Source organism: Streptomyces sp. NPDC088732, assembly GCF_044751205.1.
Taxonomy (GTDB): Bacteria; Actinomycetota; Actinomycetes; order Streptomycetales; family Streptomycetaceae; genus Actinacidiphila.
Genome location: NZ_JBIVLI010000004.1, coordinates 113,027 through 132,369 on the forward strand (window position 1 = coordinate 113,027; position 19,343 = coordinate 132,369).

At 73.5% G+C, this 19,343-nt stretch carries 20 protein-coding genes, 1 pseudogene and 1 riboswitch; of the genes and pseudogenes, 12 read left to right on the forward strand and 9 right to left on the reverse strand.

Going from position 1 to position 19,343, the window contains the following annotated elements; translation table 11 throughout:
• Positions 1-4: 4 nt before the first annotated feature.
• The 3 genes from ACIP9H_RS08385 (at position 5) to ACIP9H_RS08395 (ending at position 3,043) form a co-directional block, all read left to right on the forward strand.
• Positions 5-898, forward strand: a complete 894-nt coding sequence (locus ACIP9H_RS08385) for a helix-turn-helix domain-containing protein (RefSeq protein WP_401958278.1) — start codon at positions 5-7, stop codon at positions 896-898.
• Between the two features lie 96 nt (positions 899-994).
• Positions 995-1,906, forward strand: coding sequence for a DUF2690 domain-containing protein (locus ACIP9H_RS08390; protein ID WP_401958281.1), 912 nt, complete (start codon positions 995-997; stop codon positions 1,904-1,906).
• 147 nt (positions 1,907-2,053) lie between these two features.
• Positions 2,054-3,043 (forward strand): malate dehydrogenase, encoded by a 990-nt coding sequence (locus ACIP9H_RS08395; RefSeq protein WP_401594960.1) that lies wholly within the window; start codon positions 2,054-2,056, stop codon positions 3,041-3,043.
• 70 nt (positions 3,044-3,113) lie between these two features.
• Here ACIP9H_RS08395 and ACIP9H_RS08400 read toward each other — a convergent pair whose 3' ends face one another.
• Entirely contained in the window at positions 3,114-4,562 is a 1,449-nt protein-coding gene (locus tag ACIP9H_RS08400) for a PLP-dependent aminotransferase family protein (RefSeq protein WP_401594957.1), read from the reverse strand.
• 50 nt (positions 4,563-4,612) lie between these two features.
• Between ACIP9H_RS08400 and ACIP9H_RS08405 the strand changes: the two genes are divergently transcribed.
• Positions 4,613-5,131, forward strand: coding sequence for a carboxymuconolactone decarboxylase family protein (locus ACIP9H_RS08405; protein WP_401594955.1), 519 nt, complete (start codon positions 4,613-4,615; stop codon positions 5,129-5,131).
• A gap of 16 nt (positions 5,132-5,147) precedes the next feature.
• Here the strand turns inward: ACIP9H_RS08405 and rocD are convergent, their stop codons facing one another.
• Positions 5,148-6,353 carry an ornithine--oxo-acid transaminase gene (rocD, locus tag ACIP9H_RS08410; RefSeq protein WP_360902210.1) on the reverse strand — a complete coding sequence of 402 codons (1,206 nt, stop codon included), beginning with the start codon at positions 6,351-6,353 and terminating at the stop codon, positions 5,148-5,150.
• A gap of 137 nt (positions 6,354-6,490) precedes the next feature.
• A riboswitch (ZMP/ZTP riboswitch) is annotated at positions 6,491-6,577 on the forward strand.
• 26 nt (positions 6,578-6,603) lie between these two features.
• Between rocD and ACIP9H_RS08415 the strand changes: the two genes are divergently transcribed.
• Positions 6,604-8,046, forward strand: a complete 1,443-nt coding sequence (locus tag ACIP9H_RS08415) for a glycine hydroxymethyltransferase (RefSeq protein ID WP_401594952.1) — start codon at positions 6,604-6,606, stop codon at positions 8,044-8,046.
• 216 nt (positions 8,047-8,262) lie between these two features.
• Here the strand turns inward: ACIP9H_RS08415 and ACIP9H_RS08420 are convergent, their stop codons facing one another.
• The 3 genes from ACIP9H_RS08420 to ACIP9H_RS08430 form a co-directional block, all read right to left on the reverse strand.
• A complete protein-coding gene (locus ACIP9H_RS08420) occupies positions 8,263-8,967 on the reverse strand; it encodes a hypothetical protein (RefSeq protein ID WP_401581075.1) in 705 nt (234 codons plus the stop codon).
• 197 nt (positions 8,968-9,164) lie between these two features.
• Positions 9,165-9,905, reverse strand: a complete 741-nt coding sequence (locus ACIP9H_RS08425) for a hypothetical protein (protein ID WP_401581074.1) — start codon at positions 9,903-9,905, stop codon at positions 9,165-9,167.
• A complete protein-coding gene (locus tag ACIP9H_RS08430) occupies positions 9,902-10,453 on the reverse strand; it encodes an RNA polymerase sigma factor (RefSeq protein ID WP_401958287.1) in 552 nt (183 codons plus the stop codon). The genes ACIP9H_RS08425 and ACIP9H_RS08430 overlap by 4 nt, the downstream gene beginning before the upstream one ends.
• A gap of 140 nt (positions 10,454-10,593) precedes the next feature.
• Here ACIP9H_RS08430 and trpS point away from each other — a divergent pair, with 140 nt between their 5' ends.
• The 5 genes from trpS to ACIP9H_RS08455 all read left to right on the forward strand — a co-directional run bounded on the left by trpS (position 10,594) and on the right by ACIP9H_RS08455 (position 15,318).
• On the forward strand, positions 10,594-11,607 hold the full coding sequence (gene trpS, locus ACIP9H_RS08435; protein ID WP_360902195.1) for a tryptophan--tRNA ligase: 1,014 nt from the start codon (positions 10,594-10,596) through the stop codon (positions 11,605-11,607).
• A gap of 217 nt (positions 11,608-11,824) precedes the next feature.
• Positions 11,825-12,427, forward strand: a complete 603-nt coding sequence (locus ACIP9H_RS08440; RefSeq protein ID WP_401581068.1) for a 2'-5' RNA ligase family protein — start codon at positions 11,825-11,827, stop codon at positions 12,425-12,427.
• A 96-nt stretch (positions 12,428-12,523) separates the two neighbouring features.
• Positions 12,524-13,936, forward strand: a complete 1,413-nt coding sequence (locus tag ACIP9H_RS08445) for a pyridoxal phosphate-dependent decarboxylase family protein (protein WP_401581066.1) — start codon at positions 12,524-12,526, stop codon at positions 13,934-13,936.
• 33 nt (positions 13,937-13,969) lie between these two features.
• Positions 13,970-14,857, forward strand: coding sequence for a YihY/virulence factor BrkB family protein (locus tag ACIP9H_RS08450; RefSeq protein WP_360902186.1), 888 nt, complete (start codon positions 13,970-13,972; stop codon positions 14,855-14,857).
• The gene (locus ACIP9H_RS08455) at positions 14,854-15,318 is read left to right on the forward strand and encodes a hypothetical protein (protein ID WP_401581064.1); all 465 of its coding nucleotides are present in this window, start codon (positions 14,854-14,856) and stop codon (positions 15,316-15,318) included. The genes ACIP9H_RS08450 and ACIP9H_RS08455 overlap by 4 nt, the downstream gene beginning before the upstream one ends.
• 18 nt (positions 15,319-15,336) lie before the next feature.
• Here the strand turns inward: ACIP9H_RS08455 and ACIP9H_RS08460 are convergent, their stop codons facing one another.
• Positions 15,337-15,909, reverse strand: coding sequence for an exonuclease domain-containing protein (locus ACIP9H_RS08460; RefSeq protein WP_401581180.1), 573 nt, complete (start codon positions 15,907-15,909; stop codon positions 15,337-15,339).
• A gap of 87 nt (positions 15,910-15,996) precedes the next feature.
• Positions 15,997-16,440, reverse strand: a pseudogene (locus tag ACIP9H_RS08465) (ATP-binding protein); the annotation flags it as partial.
• Between ACIP9H_RS08465 and ACIP9H_RS08470 the strand changes: the two are divergent.
• A complete protein-coding gene (locus tag ACIP9H_RS08470; protein WP_401581062.1) occupies positions 16,439-17,251 on the forward strand; it encodes a Scr1 family TA system antitoxin-like transcriptional regulator in 813 nt (270 codons plus the stop codon). The pseudogene ACIP9H_RS08465 and the gene ACIP9H_RS08470 overlap by 2 nt on opposite strands.
• Entirely contained in the window at positions 17,248-17,451 is a 204-nt protein-coding gene (locus tag ACIP9H_RS08475) for a DUF397 domain-containing protein (protein WP_401581059.1), read from the forward strand. Before ACIP9H_RS08470 ends, ACIP9H_RS08475 begins: the two co-directional genes overlap by 4 nt.
• Before the next feature lie 19 nt (positions 17,452-17,470).
• On the opposite strand, the gene ACIP9H_RS08480 is transcribed toward ACIP9H_RS08475, so the two are convergent.
• Complete coding sequence (locus ACIP9H_RS08480) at positions 17,471-17,689, reverse strand: hypothetical protein (RefSeq protein ID WP_384294810.1); 219 nt, start codon at positions 17,687-17,689, stop codon at positions 17,471-17,473.
• Positions 17,690-17,835: 146 nt separating this feature from the next.
• A complete protein-coding gene (locus tag ACIP9H_RS08485; RefSeq protein ID WP_401581057.1) occupies positions 17,836-19,140 on the reverse strand; it encodes a D-alanyl-D-alanine carboxypeptidase family protein in 1,305 nt (434 codons plus the stop codon).
• Between the last annotated feature and the right edge of the window lie 203 nt (positions 19,141-19,343).

The following is a 19,343-nucleotide window of genomic DNA, read 5'->3' on the forward strand; positions in this document are numbered from 1 at the left end:
ACCATTGCCCGAGACACTTGACGCCGCCGCGCGCCGGCTGGCCGTGCACCTGCGCCGGATGAAGGACCGCAGCGGGCTGAGCGTGCCGGCGCTGGCCGCGCGCACGGCGCAGAGCACCGAGGCGTGGGAGCAGTTCCTCAACGGTGTCCGGGTGCCGCCGCGCGACGCGGTCGAGGTGCTGGGCCAGTTGAGCGGCGCGGACTACCAACGGCTGATCGCCCTGTGGGAGTTGGCCGACCGCGGGGTGACCGACACGATGACCGGCTTCCGGTACTCCGATCCGCTCGATCCGCTGGCCCCGGTCGAGGGCATGCCCCGGCACGCGGCCCGGCGGCGGCGCAGGGCGCTGCTGGTGGGTTTCGGGATGCTGGCCGGGGCGTTCGGGCTGCTGCTCGTCGCCGGGATCGCCACCGACGGGAGTATGCGGGCTCAGGCGCCGCTGTCGGCGCATCCCCGGGGGGCCGCCGCGGGCGGCGGGGCGCCGTCCGCCACCTCTCCCGGGTCCCCGGTCGCCCGGCCGGGTAAGGCCTCCTCGGTGCCGACGCAATCGCCGGTCCGGCCCGCCGCCCCGCGCACCGGGGCCGGCGCGGTCACCCCGGACGGCGGGACGCCCGCGGCGCCGGTCGACGACATGAGCGAGCACACTGAGGGCAGCCACGCCCCCGCGACCGGCGGCTCCGGCGGTTCGGGGTCCTCCGGCGGCACGGGTTCCCCGGGGGGCACGGGTTCCTCCGGTGGCCACGGCACGACAGCGCCGGGCAGCGGCGCCACCACGCAACCGCCCGCCACCACGGCCCCGCCCGCCCCGACCCCCACGCCCACCCCCGCGGCACCGAGCCCGACCCCGGGCCACGGACTGTGCCTGGGGCTGATCGTCCTCGGCATCTGCATCGGGTGACGGCACCCCCTCGTACGCCAGCACGGCAAGCACGGCAAGCACGGCAAGCACGACGGCACGACAGCACGACGGCAGGACGAGCAGGGAGAGCGCACCATGACCCGTTGGCGACCGCTGGCGGACGATCTCGACCCGCGCGTCCGGGAGTTCACCGAGCAGTTGCGACGGCAGGTCGACCGCGGCGGCCTGAGCGCCGCCGCGCTCGCCGACGCCACCGGGTACAGCAGAAGCTCCTGGGAGCGGTATCTGTCCGCCCGGCTTCTGCCGCCCCGGTACGCCGTCGTCGCGCTCGCCCAGGCGACGGGCGCCGACCCGCGGCACCTCGTCACCCTGTGGGAGGTCGCCGAACGGGCCTGGAGCCGCGCCGAGAACCGGCACGACGTCACGATGGAGGCCGGACGGGTCGCCGAAGCACGCGCCGCGCTCGGCGAGTTCGGGCCCGCGCCGGGCACCGGTCCGGCCCCGCGCCGGTCCCGGCGCGCCCTGGTGCTGTTCGCCGCGGGCGCGGTGGCCGTGGTGCTGGCGGTCGTCGTCGCGACTGTGCTCGCAGGCGGGGGCGGCGGCACCGACCGCGCGGGGCAGCCACGGGCACCGCACTCCTCCCGCACGGCCCACGCGGCCGCGCTCCCCTCCGGGGTCAAGTGCACCGGAGCCACCTGCACCGGCGAGGACCCCGAGGGCATGGGGTGCGGCGGGGCGCACGCGCGGACGACGGCCTCGGCCTGGATCGGCGGCGCCCTGGTCGAGACGAGGTACAGCGAGGTCTGCGCCGCCGCCTGGGCGCGGATGTCCGCCGCCGCGCCCGGCGACACCCTCACCGTCGGCCCCGCGGGGGCCGGCGGTCAGGTCCAGCGCACCCGCATCGGCGGGACGGCCGCCGCGTACACCCCGATGCTCGCCGCCACCGCTCCCACCGCCGTCCTCTCCTGCGCCACGCTCGCCTCGGGTCTCCACGGGTGCGCGGCGCCGCAGGTCGCCTCCCCGTCCCTGGGGCCGGGCGGGCGGTGACCGGGGCCACACCCGGTGTGGCAGCCGCCGGGACGGCACGGGTATAGCCTGGCGTGGGTCTCTTGACGCCGAGAGATCCCCGTTCCGGGAGCAAGGGACGCTGCCGGGGCGGCATGGGATCCAGCAGCAGAAGGCCAGGAGAAGGCAATGACTCGCACTCCCGTCAACGTCACCGTAACCGGAGCGGCCGGACAGATCGGCTACGCGCTGCTGTTCCGCATCGCGTCGGGCCACCTGCTCGGCCCCGATGTCCCGGTGAAGCTGCGCCTGCTGGAGATCACCCCGGCGCTCAAGGCCGCCGAGGGCACCGCGATGGAGCTCGACGACTGCGCGTTCCCGCTGCTCCAGGGCATCGACATCAGCGACGACCCGAACGTCGCCTTCGCCGGCGCCAACGTCGCGCTGCTGGTCGGCGCCCGCCCGCGCACCGCCGGAATGGAGCGCGGCGACCTGCTGGAGGCCAACGGCGGCATCTTCGGCCCGCAGGGCAAGGCCATCAACGCCCACGCCGCGGACGACATCCGCGTCCTGGTCGTCGGCAACCCGGCCAACACCAACGCGCTCATCGCGCAGTCCTCCGCCCCGGACGTCCCGGCCGACCGCTTCACCGCGATGACCCGCCTGGACCACAACCGCGCGATGTCGCAGCTGTCGAAGAAGACCGGCGTGCCGGTGAGCGAGATCCGCCGCCTCACCATCTGGGGCAACCACTCCGCCACCCAGTACCCCGACGTCTTCCACGCCGAGGTCGCCGGCAAGAACGCCGCCGAGACCGTCAACGACGAGAAGTGGCTGGCGGAGGAGTTCATCCCGACCGTCGCCAAGCGCGGTGCGGCCATCATCGAGGCGCGGGGCGCGTCCTCCGCCGCGTCGGCCGCCAACGCCGCGATCGACCACGTCTTCACCTGGACCAACGGCACCGCCGAGGGCGACTGGACCTCCGCGGGTGTCGTCTCCGACGGCTCCTACGGTGTGCCGGAGGGCCTGATCTCCTCGTTCCCGGTCACCGCGAAGGACGGCAGGTTCGAGATCGTCCAGGGCCTGGACATCAACGAGTTCTCCCGCGCCCGCATCGACGCCTCCGTCAAGGAGCTCGAGGAGGAGCGCGACGCGGTCCGCGGCCTCGGCCTGATCTGACGCGCGTCCGGCGGCCCGCCGCCGGTCCCCGAAGAGGGGGCCGGCGGCGGGCCGTTGGCGTTCCCAGCCGCTAGGTCCGCGCGGCCAGCAGCGCGCACAGCGCGTCGAGCGCGCCGGCGAAGGCGTGCTCGGGCGGGGTGCCGTAGCCGACGACGAGATCCTCGGTGTCCCGGCCGCCGAACTCGTCCAGGCTCTGCAGTCCCAGGCCCCGGGCGGCCGCCTCGGCGACGACCTGCGCGGCCGGTGTGCCGGGCGGCAGCCGGAGCACCGCGTGCAGTCCGGCGGCGATGCCGGACACCCGGACGGCGGGGGCGTGCTCGGCCAGCGCCGCGACGAGCCGGTCGCGCCGCCGCCGGTAGTGCAGCCGCATCCGCCGCACATGGCGGTCGTACGCGCCGGAGACGATCAGTTCGGCCAGCGTCAACTGGTCCAGGACGGGGGAGTGGTGGTCGGCCATCCGCTTCTCGTCCAGGACCGGTTCGACGAGGGCGGGCGGCAGTGCCAGCCAGGCCAGCCGCAGCCCGGGCGCGAGGCTCTTGCTGGCGGTTCCGGCGTAGACGACGTGCTCGGGGGCGAGGCCCTGGAGGGCGCCGACCGGCTGGCGGTCGTAGCGGAACTCCCCGTCGTAGTCGTCCTCGACGACCACCGCGCCGGTGGCGCGGGCCCAGGCCACCGCCGCCGTGCGCCGCTCCGGGGACAGCGGGCTGCCGGTCGGGAACTGGTGGGCGGGGGTGAGCAGCGCGGCGTCCACGTCGCTGCCGAGGGCGCCGATCTGGGCGCCGTTGTCGTCCACCGGCAGCGGGACGGTCGTCAGCCGCGCCCTGCGCAGGATCTCCACGGTGTGCGCGTAGCCGGGCGCCTCGACGGCGACGCGGCGCGCCCCGCCGGCCCGCAGCGCGCGGCCGAGCACTCCGACGGCCTGCACGAACCCCGAGCACACCGTGAGGAGTTCGGGCCTCGTGCGGACCCCGCGCACCCGCCCGAGATAGGCCGCGAGCGCCTCGCGCAGCTCGGGCCGGCCGCGCGGGTCGGTGTAGCCGAAGGCCTCGTGCGGCGCCGCCGCCAGTGCCCGGCGGGCCGCCGCGCTCCACGCGGCGCGCGGGAAGGACGAGAGGTCGGGGGAGCCGGGGCGCAGGTCGTAGGCGAACCGGTCCGGGTCGGGCAGGATCCCGGGCGTCACGGTGAGGGGGCCGCCGCGGGTGCCCCGGTCCGTGCCGCGGGGGACGGCGGCCTGGCCGCGGCGTGCGGACGGGGGCCGGCCGTCGGCGACGCGGGTGCCCGAGCCCTGGCGGGCGATCAGCCAGCCCTCGGCGACGAGCTGCCCGTACGCCTCGGCGACGGTGTTGCGGGCGAGGCCGAGATCCTTGGCCAGCGCGCGCGAGGACGGCAGCCGGGTGCCGGGGGCGAGCCGGCCGACGCGGACGGCCTCACGCAGCGCCCGCTCCAGCCCGGCCCGCGCGCCGGCGCCCCCGACGAGGTCGAGATGGAGATCGACTCCGGAAGTGGCCCAATCGTTCACCTTTCAAGTGGACCACGGAGCAGGGCCACCGCGTCGATAGGTTGGGTGGCATGACGACGATCACCGCTCCCGCGGGCAGCACTTCCGGCCACGGCCCGGACGAGCCCGTTCCCGCCCCCGCCCCCCGCATCGCGCTGGCCAAGGCCGCCCCCGACTTCTACAAGGCGATGATCGCCCTCGACACCGCGGCTGCCAACGGCCTGGACCCGGTGGTCGTCGAGCTGGTCAAGGCACGTGCCTCCCAGGTCAACGGCTGCGCCTACTGCGTCGACCAGCACATCGCGGACGCCCGCAAGCTGGGCCTGACCGAGCAGAAGCTGCACGGCCTCACCGTGTGGCGGGAGACCCCCTTCTTCACCGCGCGCGAGCGGGCCGCCCTGGCCCTCGCCGAGGCGGTGACCCGCCTCGGCGAGCACGGTGTCCCGGACGACGTCTACGACGAGGCCGCCCGGGTCTTCGACGAGGACGAGCTGCCCCGTCTGATCGCCATGTGCATCACCATCAACGCCTGGAACCGCATCGGCATCACCACGCGGATGTCCCCGGCGCCCCGCCCCGAGGGGATCTGACCCTGGGGGCCGGCTCTCAGGCGGACAGCACCTCCCGCAGCTGGTCCAGGCCCCAGTCCAGGTCCTCCTTGGAGATCACCAGCGGCGGGGCCAGCCGGATCGTGGCGCCGTGGGTGTCCTTGACCAGGACACCCCGGCCCAGCAGCCGCTCGGAGACCTCGCGGCCGCTGCCGTGGCCTGGGGCGATGTCGACCCCTGCCCACAGGCCGCGGCCGCGGACCGCCGTGACCGTGCCGCTGCCGGTCAGCAGGGACAGCTCGTGGTGCAGATGGTCGCCGAGTTCGGTGGCCCGCTGCTGGTACTCACCCGTGCGGAGCATCGCGAGGACCTCCAGGGCCACGGCGCACGCGAGCGGGTTGCCGCCGAAGGTCGAGCCGTGCTCACCCGGGCGGTACACCCCGAGCACCTCCGCGGAGGACACGACCGCCGAGACGGGGACGACGCCGCCGCCCAGGGCCTTGCCCAGCACGTACATGTCCGGGACGACGCCTTCGTGCTCCGAGGCGAACGTCCTGCCCGTACGGCCCAGGCCCGACTGGATCTCGTCGGCGATGAACAGCACCCCGTGCTCGGAGGTCAGCCGCCGCACCCCGGCCCAGTAGCCCGCCGGCGGCACCAGCACCCCGGCCTCGCCCTGGATGGGTTCCATCAGCACGGCCACCGTGTTCGCGTCGATCGCCGCCTCCAGCGCCGCGAGGTCGCCGTACGGCACGACCTCGAAGCCCGGTGTGTACGGGCCGAAGTCGGCGCGGGCCTCGGGGTCGGTGGAGAAGCTGATGACGGTGGTCGTGCGGCCGTGGAAGTTGTCCGCGGCCACGATGATCTTCGCCTGGCCGTCCGGCACGCCCTTGACCCGGTAGCCCCACTTGCGGGCCGTCTTGACCGCGGTCTCCACGGCCTCCGCGCCGGTGTTCATCGGCAGCACCATCTCCATGCCGCACAGCTCCGCGAGTTCCGTGCAGAACCGGGCGAAGCGGTCGTGGTGGAACGCCCGCGAGGTGAGCGTGACCCGGTCCAGCTGCGCCTTGGCCGCGTCGATCAGGCGGGCGTTGCGGTGGCCGAAGTTGAGCGCCGAGTAGCCGGCGAGCATGTCGAGGTACCGGCGGCCCTCGACGTCCGTCACCCAGGCGCCGTCCGCGGAGGCGACGACGACGGGGAGCGGGTGGTAGTTGTGCGCGCTGTGCGCTTCTGCGGCGGCGATGTGCTCGGCGGCGGTCGACACGTGAGTGCTCCGTTCGTGGTACGTCGGGAGATGGGGCGCTGGAGCCCGGTGGGGCTCCTTCCCATTGTTCCTATCGTCGCTCGCCCGGGATGTGAAGAAACATTGCGGCGACGTCCCGACCTCGCGTTGCTAGGCTGGCCGTGGGCCGTGACTGGCGCGCTGGGATGGGACGGACCATCGGGGAGCGGCCCGTGAACTGTGTGCCGTGCGCCTGGGCCATCCGGTATGCCGTGCCGCGCAGGAGGTCCGCATGTCCAGTGGTCCCACCGAGTCCACCGCCTTCCGCAGTGCCCTTGACGTGATCAGGGGGGTCGAGCCGCGCGTCGCCGACGCGATCGGCCAGGAGATCGAGGACCAGAGGGCCTCGCTCAAGCTCATCGCCAGCGAGAACTACGCCTCCCCGGCGGTGCTGCTGGCCATGGGCAACTGGTTCAGCGACAAGTACGCCGAGGGCACCGTCGGGCGCCGCTTCTACGCCGGGTGCCGCAACGTCGACACCGTCGAGGCCGTCGCCGCCGAGCACGCGCGGGCGGTCTTCGGCGCCGAGCACGCCTATGTGCAGCCGCACTCCGGCATCGACGCCAACCTGGTCGCCTTCTGGGCCGTGCTGGCCGCCCGGGTGGAGGCGCCGGCGCTGGAGCGCGCCGGGGTGCGCCAGGTCAACGAGCTGTCCGAGGCGGACTGGGCGCGGCTGCGCCACGAGCTCGGCGACCAGCGCATGCTCGGCATGTCCCTGGACGCGGGCGGTCACCTCACCCACGGCTTCCGGCCCAACATCTCCGGGAAGATGTTCGACCAGCGCAGCTACGGCACCGACCCGGAGACGGGCCTGCTCGACTATGAGTCGCTGCGCAGGACGGCGCGCGAGTTCCGCCCGCTGATCATCGTCGCGGGCTACTCGGCCTACCCCCGGCTGGTGAACTTCCGCATCATGCGGGAGATCGCCGACGAGGTCGGCGCCACCTTGCTGGTCGACATGGCGCACTTCGCGGGCCTGGTCGCCGGCAAGGTCCTCACCGGGGACTTCGACCCCGTGCCGCACGCGCAGATTGTCACCACCACCACGCACAAGTCGCTGCGCGGCCCGCGCGGCGGCATGGTGCTGTGCGACTCCTCGCTGGCCGAACAGGTCGACCGCGGCTGCCCGATGGTGCTCGGCGGCCCGTTGCCGCACGTCATGGCGGCCAAGGCGGTCGCCCTGGCCGAGGCCCGCCACACCGACTTCCACGGCTATGCGCAGCGCATCGTCGACAACTCCAAGGCGCTGGCCGAGGGGCTGCTGCGGCGCGGCACGACCCTGGTCACCGGCGGCACGGACAACCACCTGGTGCTCATCGACGTCGAGTCCTCCTACGGCCTCACGGGGCGCCAGGCCGAGGCGGCCCTGCTGGAGTCCGGCATCGTCACCAACCGGAACTCCATCCCGCAGGACCCGAACGGGGCCTGGTACACCTCCGGCATCCGCATCGGCACCCCGGCCCTGACCACCCGCGGCCTCGGCACGGGCGAGATGGACGAGATCGCGGGCCTCATCGACCGCGTGCTGACCACGACGGAGGCCGGGGTCACCTCGGCCGGCAAGCCGTCCAAGGCGCAGCACGTGCTGGACGCGAAGGTCGCCGACGAGATCGCGCAGCGCGCCGCCGACCTGCTGGCCGGCTTCCCGCTCTACCCGGGCATCGACCTCGGCTAGGGCGTGTTTCGAAAGTCCCGCCTGTCCCGCGACGCTCCCCCAGCTTCGCTGGGAGGTGCCCCCAGGCACGGCACCTCGCTACGTTGTCGAATCGTCCGAGTAGCCCACTACGAGGACGACTCTCCGCCTTGCGATGCACCGCACCAGACCCCGCGGGACCCGCCCTCCGGGCGGCCGGCGCTACTTTCGAAACACGCCCCAGAGCGGGCCGGGGTCTCACACGTCGGCCAGTTCCTGCCGGGGGCCCGGCTCGCGGGGCGTGCGGCGGGATATGAGGCGTGAGGCGAGCAGGGTGCCGGCGCAGCCGAGGGCGAGGCCGGCGCCCAGCCCGGGGAAGGACCACCACCAGTCGCTGCTGCCGCCGTCGCCGCCGCTCGCGGCGGTGGCCGCCGGAGGTGCCGAGGCGGCGGCCGTGGCGGGGTCGTCGCCGAGGCCGAGCGGGTAGTCGGGGGCGCTGACGCCGAGGCCCTTGTCCGGGCCCATGAGCCCCATGCGGTCCAGCAGTGCGCTGAGGACCTTCGGCTGGGCGGCCCGGTGCCAGGCCCCCTGCTCCGGCAGGCCCGCGTCCCCCACCTGGCGGCTGTGCACCCACGGGCCTCCGGCGGCGTCCGGGTAGACGAAGTCCACGCGCCACACGGAGACGTCGTGGATCAGCCAGGTGACGGTGACTCGGCGCTGCCCGGCGGCCCCCGCATCCGACGGCGACGGCGGATCGGCGGCCTCGGCCACCGGCCCGATGGACGCGTCCAGCGCCGCGTAGTCCGGGGACGACGTGTAGATCGCCGCGGCCGTGCCGCTGCCCGGCGCGACCAGCATCACGCTGGTCGGCCCTCCGGCCGCGGCCGGTCCCGCGCCGGTGAGCACGGCGGCGAGTGCCGCGGCCGTGACACCCGCCCAGGTGACGAACCTTCTGATCCCCATGCGGTGGTCCCCCTCTCGCTCGGTCCTGCCCCTGATACACCGCCCGGACCGACCGGGTTCCCGCTCCTGGGCCTCCACCGCCTCGATGCCGAGATCATTGCGGCCCCGCTGGTCCTGCGGGCGGGCGGAAGGCCGGCACCCCAAGGGGGCGCCGGCCCCGCGGTGTTGCCGGGCCCGGCGGAAGGACCACCGGCAGGTCAGGCGGGCGGGCGGGGGGATTCCTGGGGCCGGGCCGACTCCGCGATCGCCAGCGCGCGTGCCCGGTCGGGGACGCCCTCCAGACGCAGCGTCACCTCGCCGCGCTGCCAGAGCAGGGTGGGCCCGGCCGCCCTGGGCGGTTCGCTGCGCGTCCGTCCCTCGGGATCGACGAGCCGGACGTAGTGCGGTTCGGCGAACCACACGGCGAATGCGCCGTCGACCTCCACCCATTCGGCCGCGGAGCCGGTCGTCTTGAGGAAGACCACGTCGATCGAGGCCCGGAACTGGTCGAGCCGGATCGTGCGGCCGTCGCGCCGCCAGCTCATCGACAGCACCCGCCCGCCGTCGGTGACCGCGACCCCGTCCGGCCCGCCCAGCGCCGCCGGGACGAACGCCCCGTCCAGCGGCGCGTGTCCGCGCACCGGCGGCGGGCTCCCCGCGCCCGGTGTCGCCGAGGGGTCGTGGCGCACGGCGACGCCGCCGAAGCCGAACCAGTCCGAGACCGCGGCCCGGACCGGCGGGGTGAGCACCAGCACGACCAGCACCCCGCAGAGCAACGCCACCAGGGCCCGCCACCGCGCCGCGATCCTGAACCGGGCGCGCCGCACCCGTCCCTCACCGGGCACCGCCTCGGCGAGCAGCCGGGCCAGCACCTGCTCGGCCACGGAGTCCGGCGACGGCGCCGGGATGTCCAGCCGCCGCCCCGCCTCGCGCAGTTCCTCCGGGAGCCGGTCGGTCATCGCAGCCCCCCGTCCCCCGCGGCCAGCAGCGGTTCGCCGAGCCCGGTCCGCAGCTTCGCCAGGGCGCGGTGCAGCCGGGACTTGACGGTGCCGCGCGGCCAGCCCAGCACCGCCGCCGTCTCCTCCTCGTCCAGGTCGAGCAGATAGCGGCAGGTGACCACCAGCCGGTGCGGCTCGCTCAGCCCTCCGACCGCGGCCAGCAGCGCGGCATGGCGTTCCCGGGTGACCGCCAGGGTCTGCGGGTCCTGGTCCGGCCCGGGCACGGCCTCCAGCACGGCGTTGCGCTCGACGGCCGAGCGCAGCCGGCGGGCGGCGCGTGCCGCGTTCCGCGCCTCGTTGGCGACGATGCGCAGCAGCCACGGCCGGAAGGCGGCGTCCTCCCGGGAGCCGCCGAGGGCCCGGTAGGCCTTGACGAACGAGTTCTGCACCACGTCCTCCGCGTCGGCACCGGCCCCGAGCAGCACCGCCGTGCGATGGGCGACGTCCGCGTGGACGCGCACCAGCTCCGCGTACGCCTCACGGTCCCCGGCGCGTACGCGTGCGATCACCGCCGCCTCCCCCTCCGTGGCGGCCCCCTTTCGCTCCCCGGCCGCCCCCGCGCGACCCCGTCACCCCTTCTACACCGCTCCCTCCCGCCCGGTTCCCGTTGAGGGCGGACAATCGCCGGGGACCTGAGAGAATGAGAGGCATGGCTCTCGAACGTCCCCGTGTGCTCTCCGGCATCCAGCCCACCGCAGGCTCGTTCCACCTGGGCAACTACCTGGGCGCGGTCCGCCAGTGGGTGGCCCTGCAGGAAACGCACGACGCCTTCTACATGGTCGTCGACCTGCACGCGATCACCGTGCCGCAGGACCCGGCGGAGCTGCGCGCCAACACCCGGCTGGCCGCCGCCCAGCTGCTCGCCGCCGGGCTCGACCCGGAGCGCTGCACGCTCTTCGTCCAGAGCCACGTCCCCGAACACGCGCAGCTCGGCTGGGTGTTCAACTGCCTCACCGGCTTCGGCGAGGCGTCGCGCATGACGCAGTTCAAGGACAAGTCCGCCAAGCAGGGCGCCGACCGCTCGACCGTGGGCCTGTTCACGTACCCGATCCTCCAGGTCGCGGACATCCTGCTGTACCAGGCGAACGCCGTCCCCGTCGGCGAGGACCAGCGCCAGCACATCGAGCTCACCCGGGACCTCGCCGAGCGCTTCAACGGCCGCTTCGGCGACACCTTCACCATCCCGGCCCCGTACATCGTCAAGGAGACGGCGAAGATCTACGACCTGCAGGACCCGCAGGCGAAGATGAGCAAGTCGGCGGCGTCCCCGAAGGGCCTCATCAACCTCCTGGACGAACCGAAGTCCTCGGCGAAGAAGATCAGGAGCGCGGTCACCGACACCGACACCGTGATCCGTTTCGACGAGCAGGGGAAGCCGGGCATCAGCAACCTGCTGACCATCTACTCCACCCTCACCGGGACCGCGATCCCCGAACTGGAGCAGCGGTTCGAGGGCAAGGGCTACGGCGCGCTGAAGACCGAGCTGGCGGACGTCTTCGTGGAGTGGGTCACCCCGTTCCGCGAGCGCACGCAGGAGTACCTCGGCGACCCGGAGAGCCTGGACTCCGTGCTGGCCAAGGGCGCCGAGAAGGCCCGCGCCGTGGCCGCCGAGACCCTGGCGAACGCGTACGAAAGGGTCGGTTTCCTGCCCGCCAAGCACTGAACGGGGGCATCCCGGCGTCCCGCGGCGCGGGCCTTTGGTCCCGCGTGAATGTGACGGACGACGCTCGCGCCCCGGGGTGCGAGCGCGTCACACTTGCTGCGGAGGCGCTGTGCCGCACACCGTGCGTACGATGCCTCCGGCCCGCCCGGGACCCGGACGGGAGCGGGCGGGAAACCGAGGGGCGACGACCGGGGTACGACCGGAAAGGGGTGAACTCGTGGGAAACCGCATGATCGGCGTGTCCATCGCGGTCCCGGAGCCTTACGGCAGCCTGCTCCAGCAGTGCCGCGCCGACTTCGGCGACCCACTGGCCTACTGCATCCCCACCCACGTCACACTGCTCCCGCCGACCGAGGTGGACACCGCCGTCCTCCCCGCCTTCCGCACGCACCTGGACGAGGTCGCGGCCGCCTGCCACCCCTTCCCGATGCGCCTGGAGGGCACGGCCAGCTTCCGGCCGCTGACCCCGGTGGTCTTCGTCGAGCTCGCGCAGGGCGGCCTGGACTGCGCCGAGCTCCAGGAGCGGGTGCGGTCCGGCCCGGTCCGCCGCGAGCTGCAGTTCCCGTACCACCCGCACGTCACCATCGGCCACGGCATCCCGGACGAGGCGCTGGACCGCGCGCAGCTGGAACTCGCCGACTTCACCGCCGCGTGGACGGCGAGCTGCTTCTCCCTGTACGAGCAGGACGACGAGGGCGTCTGGCGCCCCCTGCGCGACTACGCCTTCGGTGCCGCCACCGCCCACCCCCTGCTCCCGCAGCAGCCGGGGGCCTGCGAACCCCTCGGCACGGCTCCCGCGCGAGGTACGCAGCCGGCCTGAGGACCCCGTCCCGCCCCGCTGTGCGATGCCGCCGGCGGGCCACTTCCTCGCCCGTGGCCCCGGACATGCCCGTCGCGCCGTGCCTAATCTGCCGCCATGGATCCCTTCCTCGCCGCGGACCGCGACCGCTTCCCCGACCTCCTGCGCTCCGTCACGGAGTTCGCCGCCCGTGAACTGGCCGCCGTCGACGAGCGCCCGGTCGCCGCTCCCGGCCCGGTCCCCGCGCCGGAGCCGCTGCCGGACGCCGGGGCCGGGGCCGACGGCGCGCTGGAGCGCTTCGCACGGCGCTGGGCACCGGGGTTCTCGGGCAGCGCGGGGCCCCGCTACCTGGGCTTCGTCACCGGCGGCGCCACTCCCGCCGCCGTTGCGGGCGACTGGCTGACCGCCGCGTACGACCAGAACGGCTCGTCGGACATCGGCTCCTCGGCGGGCGCCCTGGAGCGCGAGACCCTGACCTGGCTGCGGGAGCTGTTCGGCCTGGGCGCCGCGCACAGCGGGGCGTTCGTCACCGGCGCGACGGTCTCCAACACCGTGGGCCTGGCCGTCGCCCGCGAGTGGCTCGGCGAGCGGCGGGGCGTGTCGGTGTCCCGGGACGGCGTCGCGGCGCTGGGCCCCGTGACGGTCCTGTCCGGCGCCCCGCACTCCAGCATCGACAAGGCCCTGTCGGTCCTCGGGCTCGGCCGCGCCTGCCTGACCCGGGTGCCGCTGCTGCCCGGCGGCCGTGAGGCGGTGGACGTCGCCCGGCTGGCGGAGGCTCTGGACGCCCTCGACGGCGCGCCCGCGATCGTCGTCGCGAACGCCGGAACCGTCGACACCGTCGACTTCGACGACCTGCGCGCCGTCGCGGCCCTGAAGGACCGTCACGACTTCTGGCTGCACGTCGACGCGGCCTTCGGCGGCTTCGCCGCGCTGTCGCCCCGCCACGCCCACCTCACGGCCGGCCTGGACGCCGCCGACTCCGTCTGCGTCGACCTCCACAAGTGGCTCAACGTCCCCTATGACGCCGCCGTGCAGTTCACCCGCCGCCAGGACCTTCAGGTGCGGGTCTTCCACAACGCCTCGCCCTACCTCGGCCTGCCGGCCCTGCCCGACCCCGACTTCCTGCACCTGACGCCCGAGAACTCCCGCCGCCTGCGCGCCCTGGCCACCTGGTTCTCGCTCACCGCCTACGGCCGGGAGGGCCACCGCGACATCGTCGAACGCAACGCCGCCCTCGCCCACCGCCTCGGGGACCGCGTCGCCGGCACCGCGCACCTGCGGCTGCTGGCACCCGTCCGGCTCAACGTGGTCTGCTTCACCTTCGCGGGCGACACCCCGGCGGACGAACTGCGGGAGCGCGTCGCCGCCGCGGCCCGCGCCGTGGCCGCCTCCGGCGAGGCCTTCCTCACCCCGACGGTCCACGCCGGGGTGCCCGCCCTGCGCGCCGCGTTCAGCAACTGGCGGACGTCCGAGGCCGACACGGACCGCGTCTTCGAGGCGGTCGTCGCCGCCACGGCGCCCGCCACTTAGAGTGCGGGGGGTGACGGAGGGTAGGCGCGCGGTATGGAATGGCTGACGAAAATCCCGGTGATCGGCCCGTGGATCGCGCGGCTCATGCGCACCCACGCCTGGCGCACCTATGAGCACCTGGAGAGCGTCCACTGGACGCGGCTGGCCGCCGCCATCACCTTCGTCAGTTTCGTCGCGCTCTTCCCGCTGCTCACCGTCGGCGCCGCGGTCGGCGCGGCCCTGCTGTCCCCGTCGCAGCTCAAGCAGCTCCAGGACAAGCTCGCGGAGCAGGTGCCGGGGATCGCCGACAAGCTCAACATCAACGGGCTGGTGGACAACGCCGGCACGGTCGGGGCCATCGCCGCGATCCTGCTGGTCCTCACCGGCGTCAGCTGGATCGCCGCGCTGCGGGACTGCCTGCGCGCCGTCTGGCACAAGGACGACGAGAACGGCAACCCCTTCCTGACCCGGCTCAAGGACCTCGGCGTCCTGATCGGCCTGGGCGCCGTGGCCCTGCTGTCCGTGGTCTGCTCGACCCTCGCGGGCACGGCCATCAACCGCCTCGGCGACGCCATCGGCCTGGACGAGAACGGCATCGGCCGGGTGCTGCTGTCCGTCGTGGGCTTCTGTGTCGCCGTCCTCATCGACGTCGGCATCTTCGCCTACCTGCTCACCCTCCTGCCGGGTGTCACCCCGAACCGGCGCGACGTCGTCGTGGCGAGCCTGATAGGAGCCATCGGCTTCGAGGTGCTGAAGCTGCTGATCAGCGGCTATCTGCAGAGCGTCGCCACCAAGAGCATGTACGGGGCCTTCGGTGTGCCCATCGCGCTCCTGTTGTGGATGAACTTCACGGCAAAGCTGCTGCTGTTCTGCGCGGCCTGGACGGCCACGCCGCACAGCGCCGAGCTGCGGGCCGCGGCCGGGACGAAGGAGCCGAGTTGACCGAGATCGCCCTGCACGAAGCCGTCGCCTGCCTCGTCCCCTACACGCTGACGGGGATCGACCGGGACGCGCTCACCGGTGTCTTCGCGTTCGCGGCCCGGGAGTCCCTCGCGCCCGGCGCCGTCCTCCAGGCCCACTGCCCGTTCCGGATCACGCACGGGGGCGACCTCGTGCTCGGCTCCGAGGACATGCGGTGGCCGCGGGTCCGCGGCGCCGACCCCGCGGCCGCCCTCGCCGACTTCACCACGCTCTACGACGAGCAGGCGCGCGAGCTGTGCGGCCGGCTGGGCGACAGCCCGCTCGACGTGGTGCGCTCCACGCTCGGGGACAGCGGGCGCCTCACGGTGGAGATGGCGGACGCCTGGGTCCTGGAGATCCTGCCGGTGACCTCCGAACGCGCCGAGTCCTGGCGCGTCTTCTTCCGCGGCGGCGACCACGTGAGCTACCGCGGCGCGCCCTGACGCGCCGGGCCGGAGCGGTCAGCGGCCGGGCAGGCCCGGCCAGGCGCCGCGGCGGGTCAGCGCCAGGGCGAGGGCGGCGATGTTCCAGGAGTCGTGCTCACCGCAGTGGTGACGGCCTTCGAGGGGGAGCCCGGCGATCTGCAGGGCCTCCAGCATGCCGGGGCGCTTGGCCAGGCCGTGGGCTTGAGTGAAAAGCGTCTTGACGTTGATGTGCCTGCTGCCGAAGGGGTACGTGGTCCCGGTGGCCCGGCACTGCCGGTTGAACTGGTGCCGGTCGTAGTCGCCCCAACTCGCCCACGCCCGGGGGCCGGCGCGGTGCTCGGCGGCCAGCAGCTTGCAGGCGTCGGAGAAGTCGAGGCCTTGGTCGACCTCGGCCTGCGTGAGCCCGGTCAACTCGGTGCAGAAGTCGCTCACCTGCGACCGCGTGGGCCGTACGAGAATGCGGTGCCGGGCGACGCGCTCGCCGCGGTGGAGGTCCACGACGGTCAGCCCGATCTCGATGATCTCGCTCACCGCGCCCGGTGGCGGCTCGCCGTCCCAGCACGTCGCTTCGACATCCACGACGTTCAGCAGTCCCTCATCACTCTCCATGACGGGAAACAGTACGTCTATTTCCGGCCACCGGTCACTACTCTTTGCGCAGGTATTTACCACTCTCAGTTCGAACCAGACCGTTTTGCCGATCCCGTACGGACGTGGCCGGACATCCCACGCGTCGGCCAGCGCCTCCACGAGCGCCAGCCCGCGCCCCGACTCGTCCTGCGGTGACGCGGCACGGGGACGCGGGTACGCGGTGCTCGCGTCGCACACCTCCACCCGCAGCCGGCCCCCGGCCAGTACCGCCCGCGCCGCCACATGGCGGTCCGGCGGCACCCGCGCATGGCGTACGGCATTGGTCACCAGCTCGCTCAGCAGCAGTACGGCGGTCTCGGTGGTCTCCGCGGGCAGCCCCCACACCGCGGCCTGCTCGCGCAACCGCGCCCGCGCCAGGCGCACACTGGCCGCCCGCCGCGGAAAGCGCCACTCCGTGGGGGGAGTTGTCTCGTTCATGGCTCCAAAGGTGCAGGTCACTGCGTAGCCTCGGAAGTGACCGGGCGTGTACGGAGGGTGGTTGTACCCCATGGCGAGTGAGACGTCCCCGCCCCCGATGGCGTGGCGCTACTGCGGCAACCAGGTCAAGCTCTGGCGCGAACAGGCGGGCGTCTCCCGCGAACAGCTCGCCGACGAGGCCGGCTACGGCCGCGAGACCGTCCGCTCCATGGAGCTCGGCCGCCGCCGCCCCACGATCCGGCTGCTCCAGGTCGCCGACCAGATGTGCGGCGCCGGCGGCAAACTCACGGCGGCGGAGGCCTTCTTGAAGCCGGAGCGGTTTCCGTCGTATTCGCAGGACTTCATGCGGTACGAGGCCGAGGCCATTGCGCTCGGCTGGTACGAGACCCAGTTCGTGCCTGGTTTGCTGCAGAGCGAGGAGTACGTCCGCGAACTGCTGGCGTCGCATTGGCCACCGCTCGGCACGGAGACCAGGGAGGAGCGCGTCGCCGGCCGGTTGGAACGGCAAGCACTGCTGCGCGAGCCGACGAAGTCGTTCAACTTCGTTGTCGAGGAAGGTGTCCTGCGCCGGCGGTGGGGTACGACCGAAGCGCGGGTTCGGCAGCTGCGGCACCTTCTGGAAGTCGGCGCCCAGCGCAACGTGACGATTCAGATCATGCCGACCTCAGGACGTTTCCACCCCGGACTGCAAGGGCCCTTCGTCCTGCTCGAGACTCCCGATCACGAACATCTGGCGTACGAGGAGGGGCAGGTGGCGGGTGTGCTCCACGCGGACCCGGCGAAGGTCAGCATCTTCATGCGACGCCATGACATGATCGCGCGGCTTGCACTCAGCCCGGAGGGTTCGGAACGGTTGATCGTTGAGCTGGCGGAGGAGCCATGAGCGGTGAACTGACCTGGTTCACGTCGAGCTACAGCAATTCGGACGGAGGCGCCTGCGTCGAGGTCGCGTTCGGCCCCGGGGCCGTCCTCGTGCGGGACTCCAAGGACAGGGCGGGGGCGCGGTTGGCGTTCAGGCCCGACGCGTGGCGCGCGTTCGTGGCCTTCGCGCTCACGCACGACGCGGACGGCGGCGGTCCGTGACCGCCGCCGACGCGTCGGTTCAGCGGAGGAAGTGCGCGACCGTGAACCAGGTGACGGCCAGGACGACCGCGGTGACCAGGATGAATCCCGCCAGGTACGTTCCCACGACGACCGCTCCCGGTGCGGCGGCGGCCCAGCCGAAGCGTGCGGCGGGGATCCTGGTGCGGAAGGCGGCGCGGACGCAGTAGACGGCGACCGCGAGCCCCATGACGAGCCCGATGACGGACAGTATGCCCATTGACCTGTTCCCTCCCTGTCCCCCCGTCCCTGTCACCAGGGTCATGTCCGGGCCGGGGGTCCGTACCACCTGGGCGGTGGGGGGCGGTCGGAGCGGGGTGGGCGCACGCGCCGCATGAGCGCCGTCGAGCGCCCCCGCGAAACGGGTCAGGACTGCTCGGCACCGGCCTCCGCGGTGGTCGTCCGCTTGGGCAGCGGCCACCGCTTGCGGACGAAGAACGCGACCGCGCCGACGACCAGGGCCGATCCGCCGGTGACGGCGATGGCGGTCCACAGGCCGCCGCCGGAGGACGTGGCGGCGGACGCGGACGTGGGCGCGGCCGGGTTGCCGGCCCGGGCGGTGCCGGCGGAGGCGGACGGCGGGGCCGCGGGGGAGGCGGTCGCGACCGACTTCGGGGGCACGAGGACGCCGACGGGGGTGACCTTGCCGTCCGCCTGGAAGCCCCAGTCGAAGAGCTTCGCGGCCTCCTTGTAGACCATGTTGTGGCCGTCGGCGGGGTGCATGACGGTCACGAGCAGCGTGCGGCCGCCGCGCTGGGCGACGCCGGTGTAGGTGTTGCCCGCGTTGCTGGTGTAGCCGTTCTTGACGCCGGCGATGCCCGGGTACGACGGCAGGTCGTAGTCGCCGGTGAGCAGGCGGTCGGTGTTCTGGATCTCGAAGGTCTCGCGCTTCTTCGTCGCCTTCTTGCCGCCCTTGGCCTTGATGGTCCGCCACTCGCCGGGGAACGAGGCCCGCACGGTCGAGCAGTAGGCGCGGAAGTCCTCGTTCTGCAGGCCGGAGCGTGCGAAGAGGGTGAGGTCGTAGGCGGAGGAGACCTGGCCCGGCATGTCGTACCCGTCGGGGGATATGACCTCGGTGTCGTCGGCCTGGAGGTCCTTGGCCTTGGCCTGCATCTCCAGGACGGTCGCGTCGACACCGCCGTTCATGGCGGACAGCACGTGGACCGCGTCGTTGCCGGAGCGGAGGAAGACGCCCAGCCACAGGTCCTTGACGGTGTAGGTCAGGTTCTCCTTGAGGCCGACCAGGCTGCTGCCCGCGCCGACGCCGTCGAAGTCGGAGACCGCGACCTTGTGCGTCTGCGTCTTGTCGAACTTCGGCAGCACAGTGTCCGCGAAGAGCATCTTGAGCGTGCTCGCGGGTGGCAGCTTCCAGTGCGCGTTGTGGGCGGCGAGCACCTGGCCGGACTCGGCGTCCGCGACGATCCAGGACCGCGCGGTGAGCTTGCCGGGCAGCGCAGGGGCGCCGCCGAGCGGGCTGACCTGTGTGCCCGGTGCTCCCAGCTGGTCGCCGCCCACGGTCGACATTCCCGCGGGCGGGGTCGGGGTGGGGGTCGACGACGGGCCCTTCGCGTACGCGAGAGGGGCGGTCGTCAGGGCCGCGGCGCAGGACAGTGCGAAGGCGGAGACGGCCAGGGCAGGGCGGCGCACGGAACGGCGGGAGGAGTTGGGCACGGGGAGAAGCTACAGGGCGAGGGTGACGCTCCGGCAGCGGCGGGGGTGGATCCTGGCCGTGACCGTTCCCACGCCCGCGGAGCGCAACCATCCGCCCCGCCCGGCCGTCTTGTGCTGTGTCGCAGTGTGCCGCCCGGCGTGAGCGGCGGGGGCGTCAAACGATGCCCAAAAGGTGCATAGCGGGGTGAACTTCGACGTTCGGG

Coding starts and splice junctions, on each gene's coding strand:
- ACIP9H_RS08390 (WP_401958281.1), top strand. CDS start 995: ATGACCCGTTGGCGACCGCTGGCGGACGATCTCGACCCGCGCGTCCGG.
- ACIP9H_RS08395 (WP_401594960.1), top strand. CDS start 2,054: ATGACTCGCACTCCCGTCAACGTCACCGTAACCGGAGCGGCCGGACAG.
- ACIP9H_RS08405 (WP_401594955.1), top strand. CDS start 4,613: ATGACGACGATCACCGCTCCCGCGGGCAGCACTTCCGGCCACGGCCCG.
- ACIP9H_RS08415 (WP_401594952.1), top strand. CDS start 6,604: ATGTCCAGTGGTCCCACCGAGTCCACCGCCTTCCGCAGTGCCCTTGAC.
- ACIP9H_RS08420 (WP_401581075.1), bottom strand. CDS start 8,967: ATGGGGATCAGAAGGTTCGTCACCTGGGCGGGTGTCACGGCCGCGGCA.
- ACIP9H_RS08425 (WP_401581074.1), bottom strand. CDS start 9,905: ATGACCGACCGGCTCCCGGAGGAACTGCGCGAGGCGGGGCGGCGGCTG.
- trpS (WP_360902195.1), top strand. CDS start 10,594: ATGGCTCTCGAACGTCCCCGTGTGCTCTCCGGCATCCAGCCCACCGCA.
- ACIP9H_RS08445 (WP_401581066.1), top strand. CDS start 12,524: ATGGATCCCTTCCTCGCCGCGGACCGCGACCGCTTCCCCGACCTCCTG.
- ACIP9H_RS08450 (WP_360902186.1), top strand. CDS start 13,970: ATGGAATGGCTGACGAAAATCCCGGTGATCGGCCCGTGGATCGCGCGG.
- ACIP9H_RS08460 (WP_401581180.1), bottom strand. CDS start 15,909: ATGGAGAGTGATGAGGGACTGCTGAACGTCGTGGATGTCGAAGCGACG.
- ACIP9H_RS08470 (WP_401581062.1), top strand. CDS start 16,439: ATGGCGAGTGAGACGTCCCCGCCCCCGATGGCGTGGCGCTACTGCGGC.
- ACIP9H_RS08475 (WP_401581059.1), top strand. CDS start 17,248: ATGAGCGGTGAACTGACCTGGTTCACGTCGAGCTACAGCAATTCGGAC.
- ACIP9H_RS08480 (WP_384294810.1), bottom strand. CDS start 17,689: ATGGGCATACTGTCCGTCATCGGGCTCGTCATGGGGCTCGCGGTCGCC.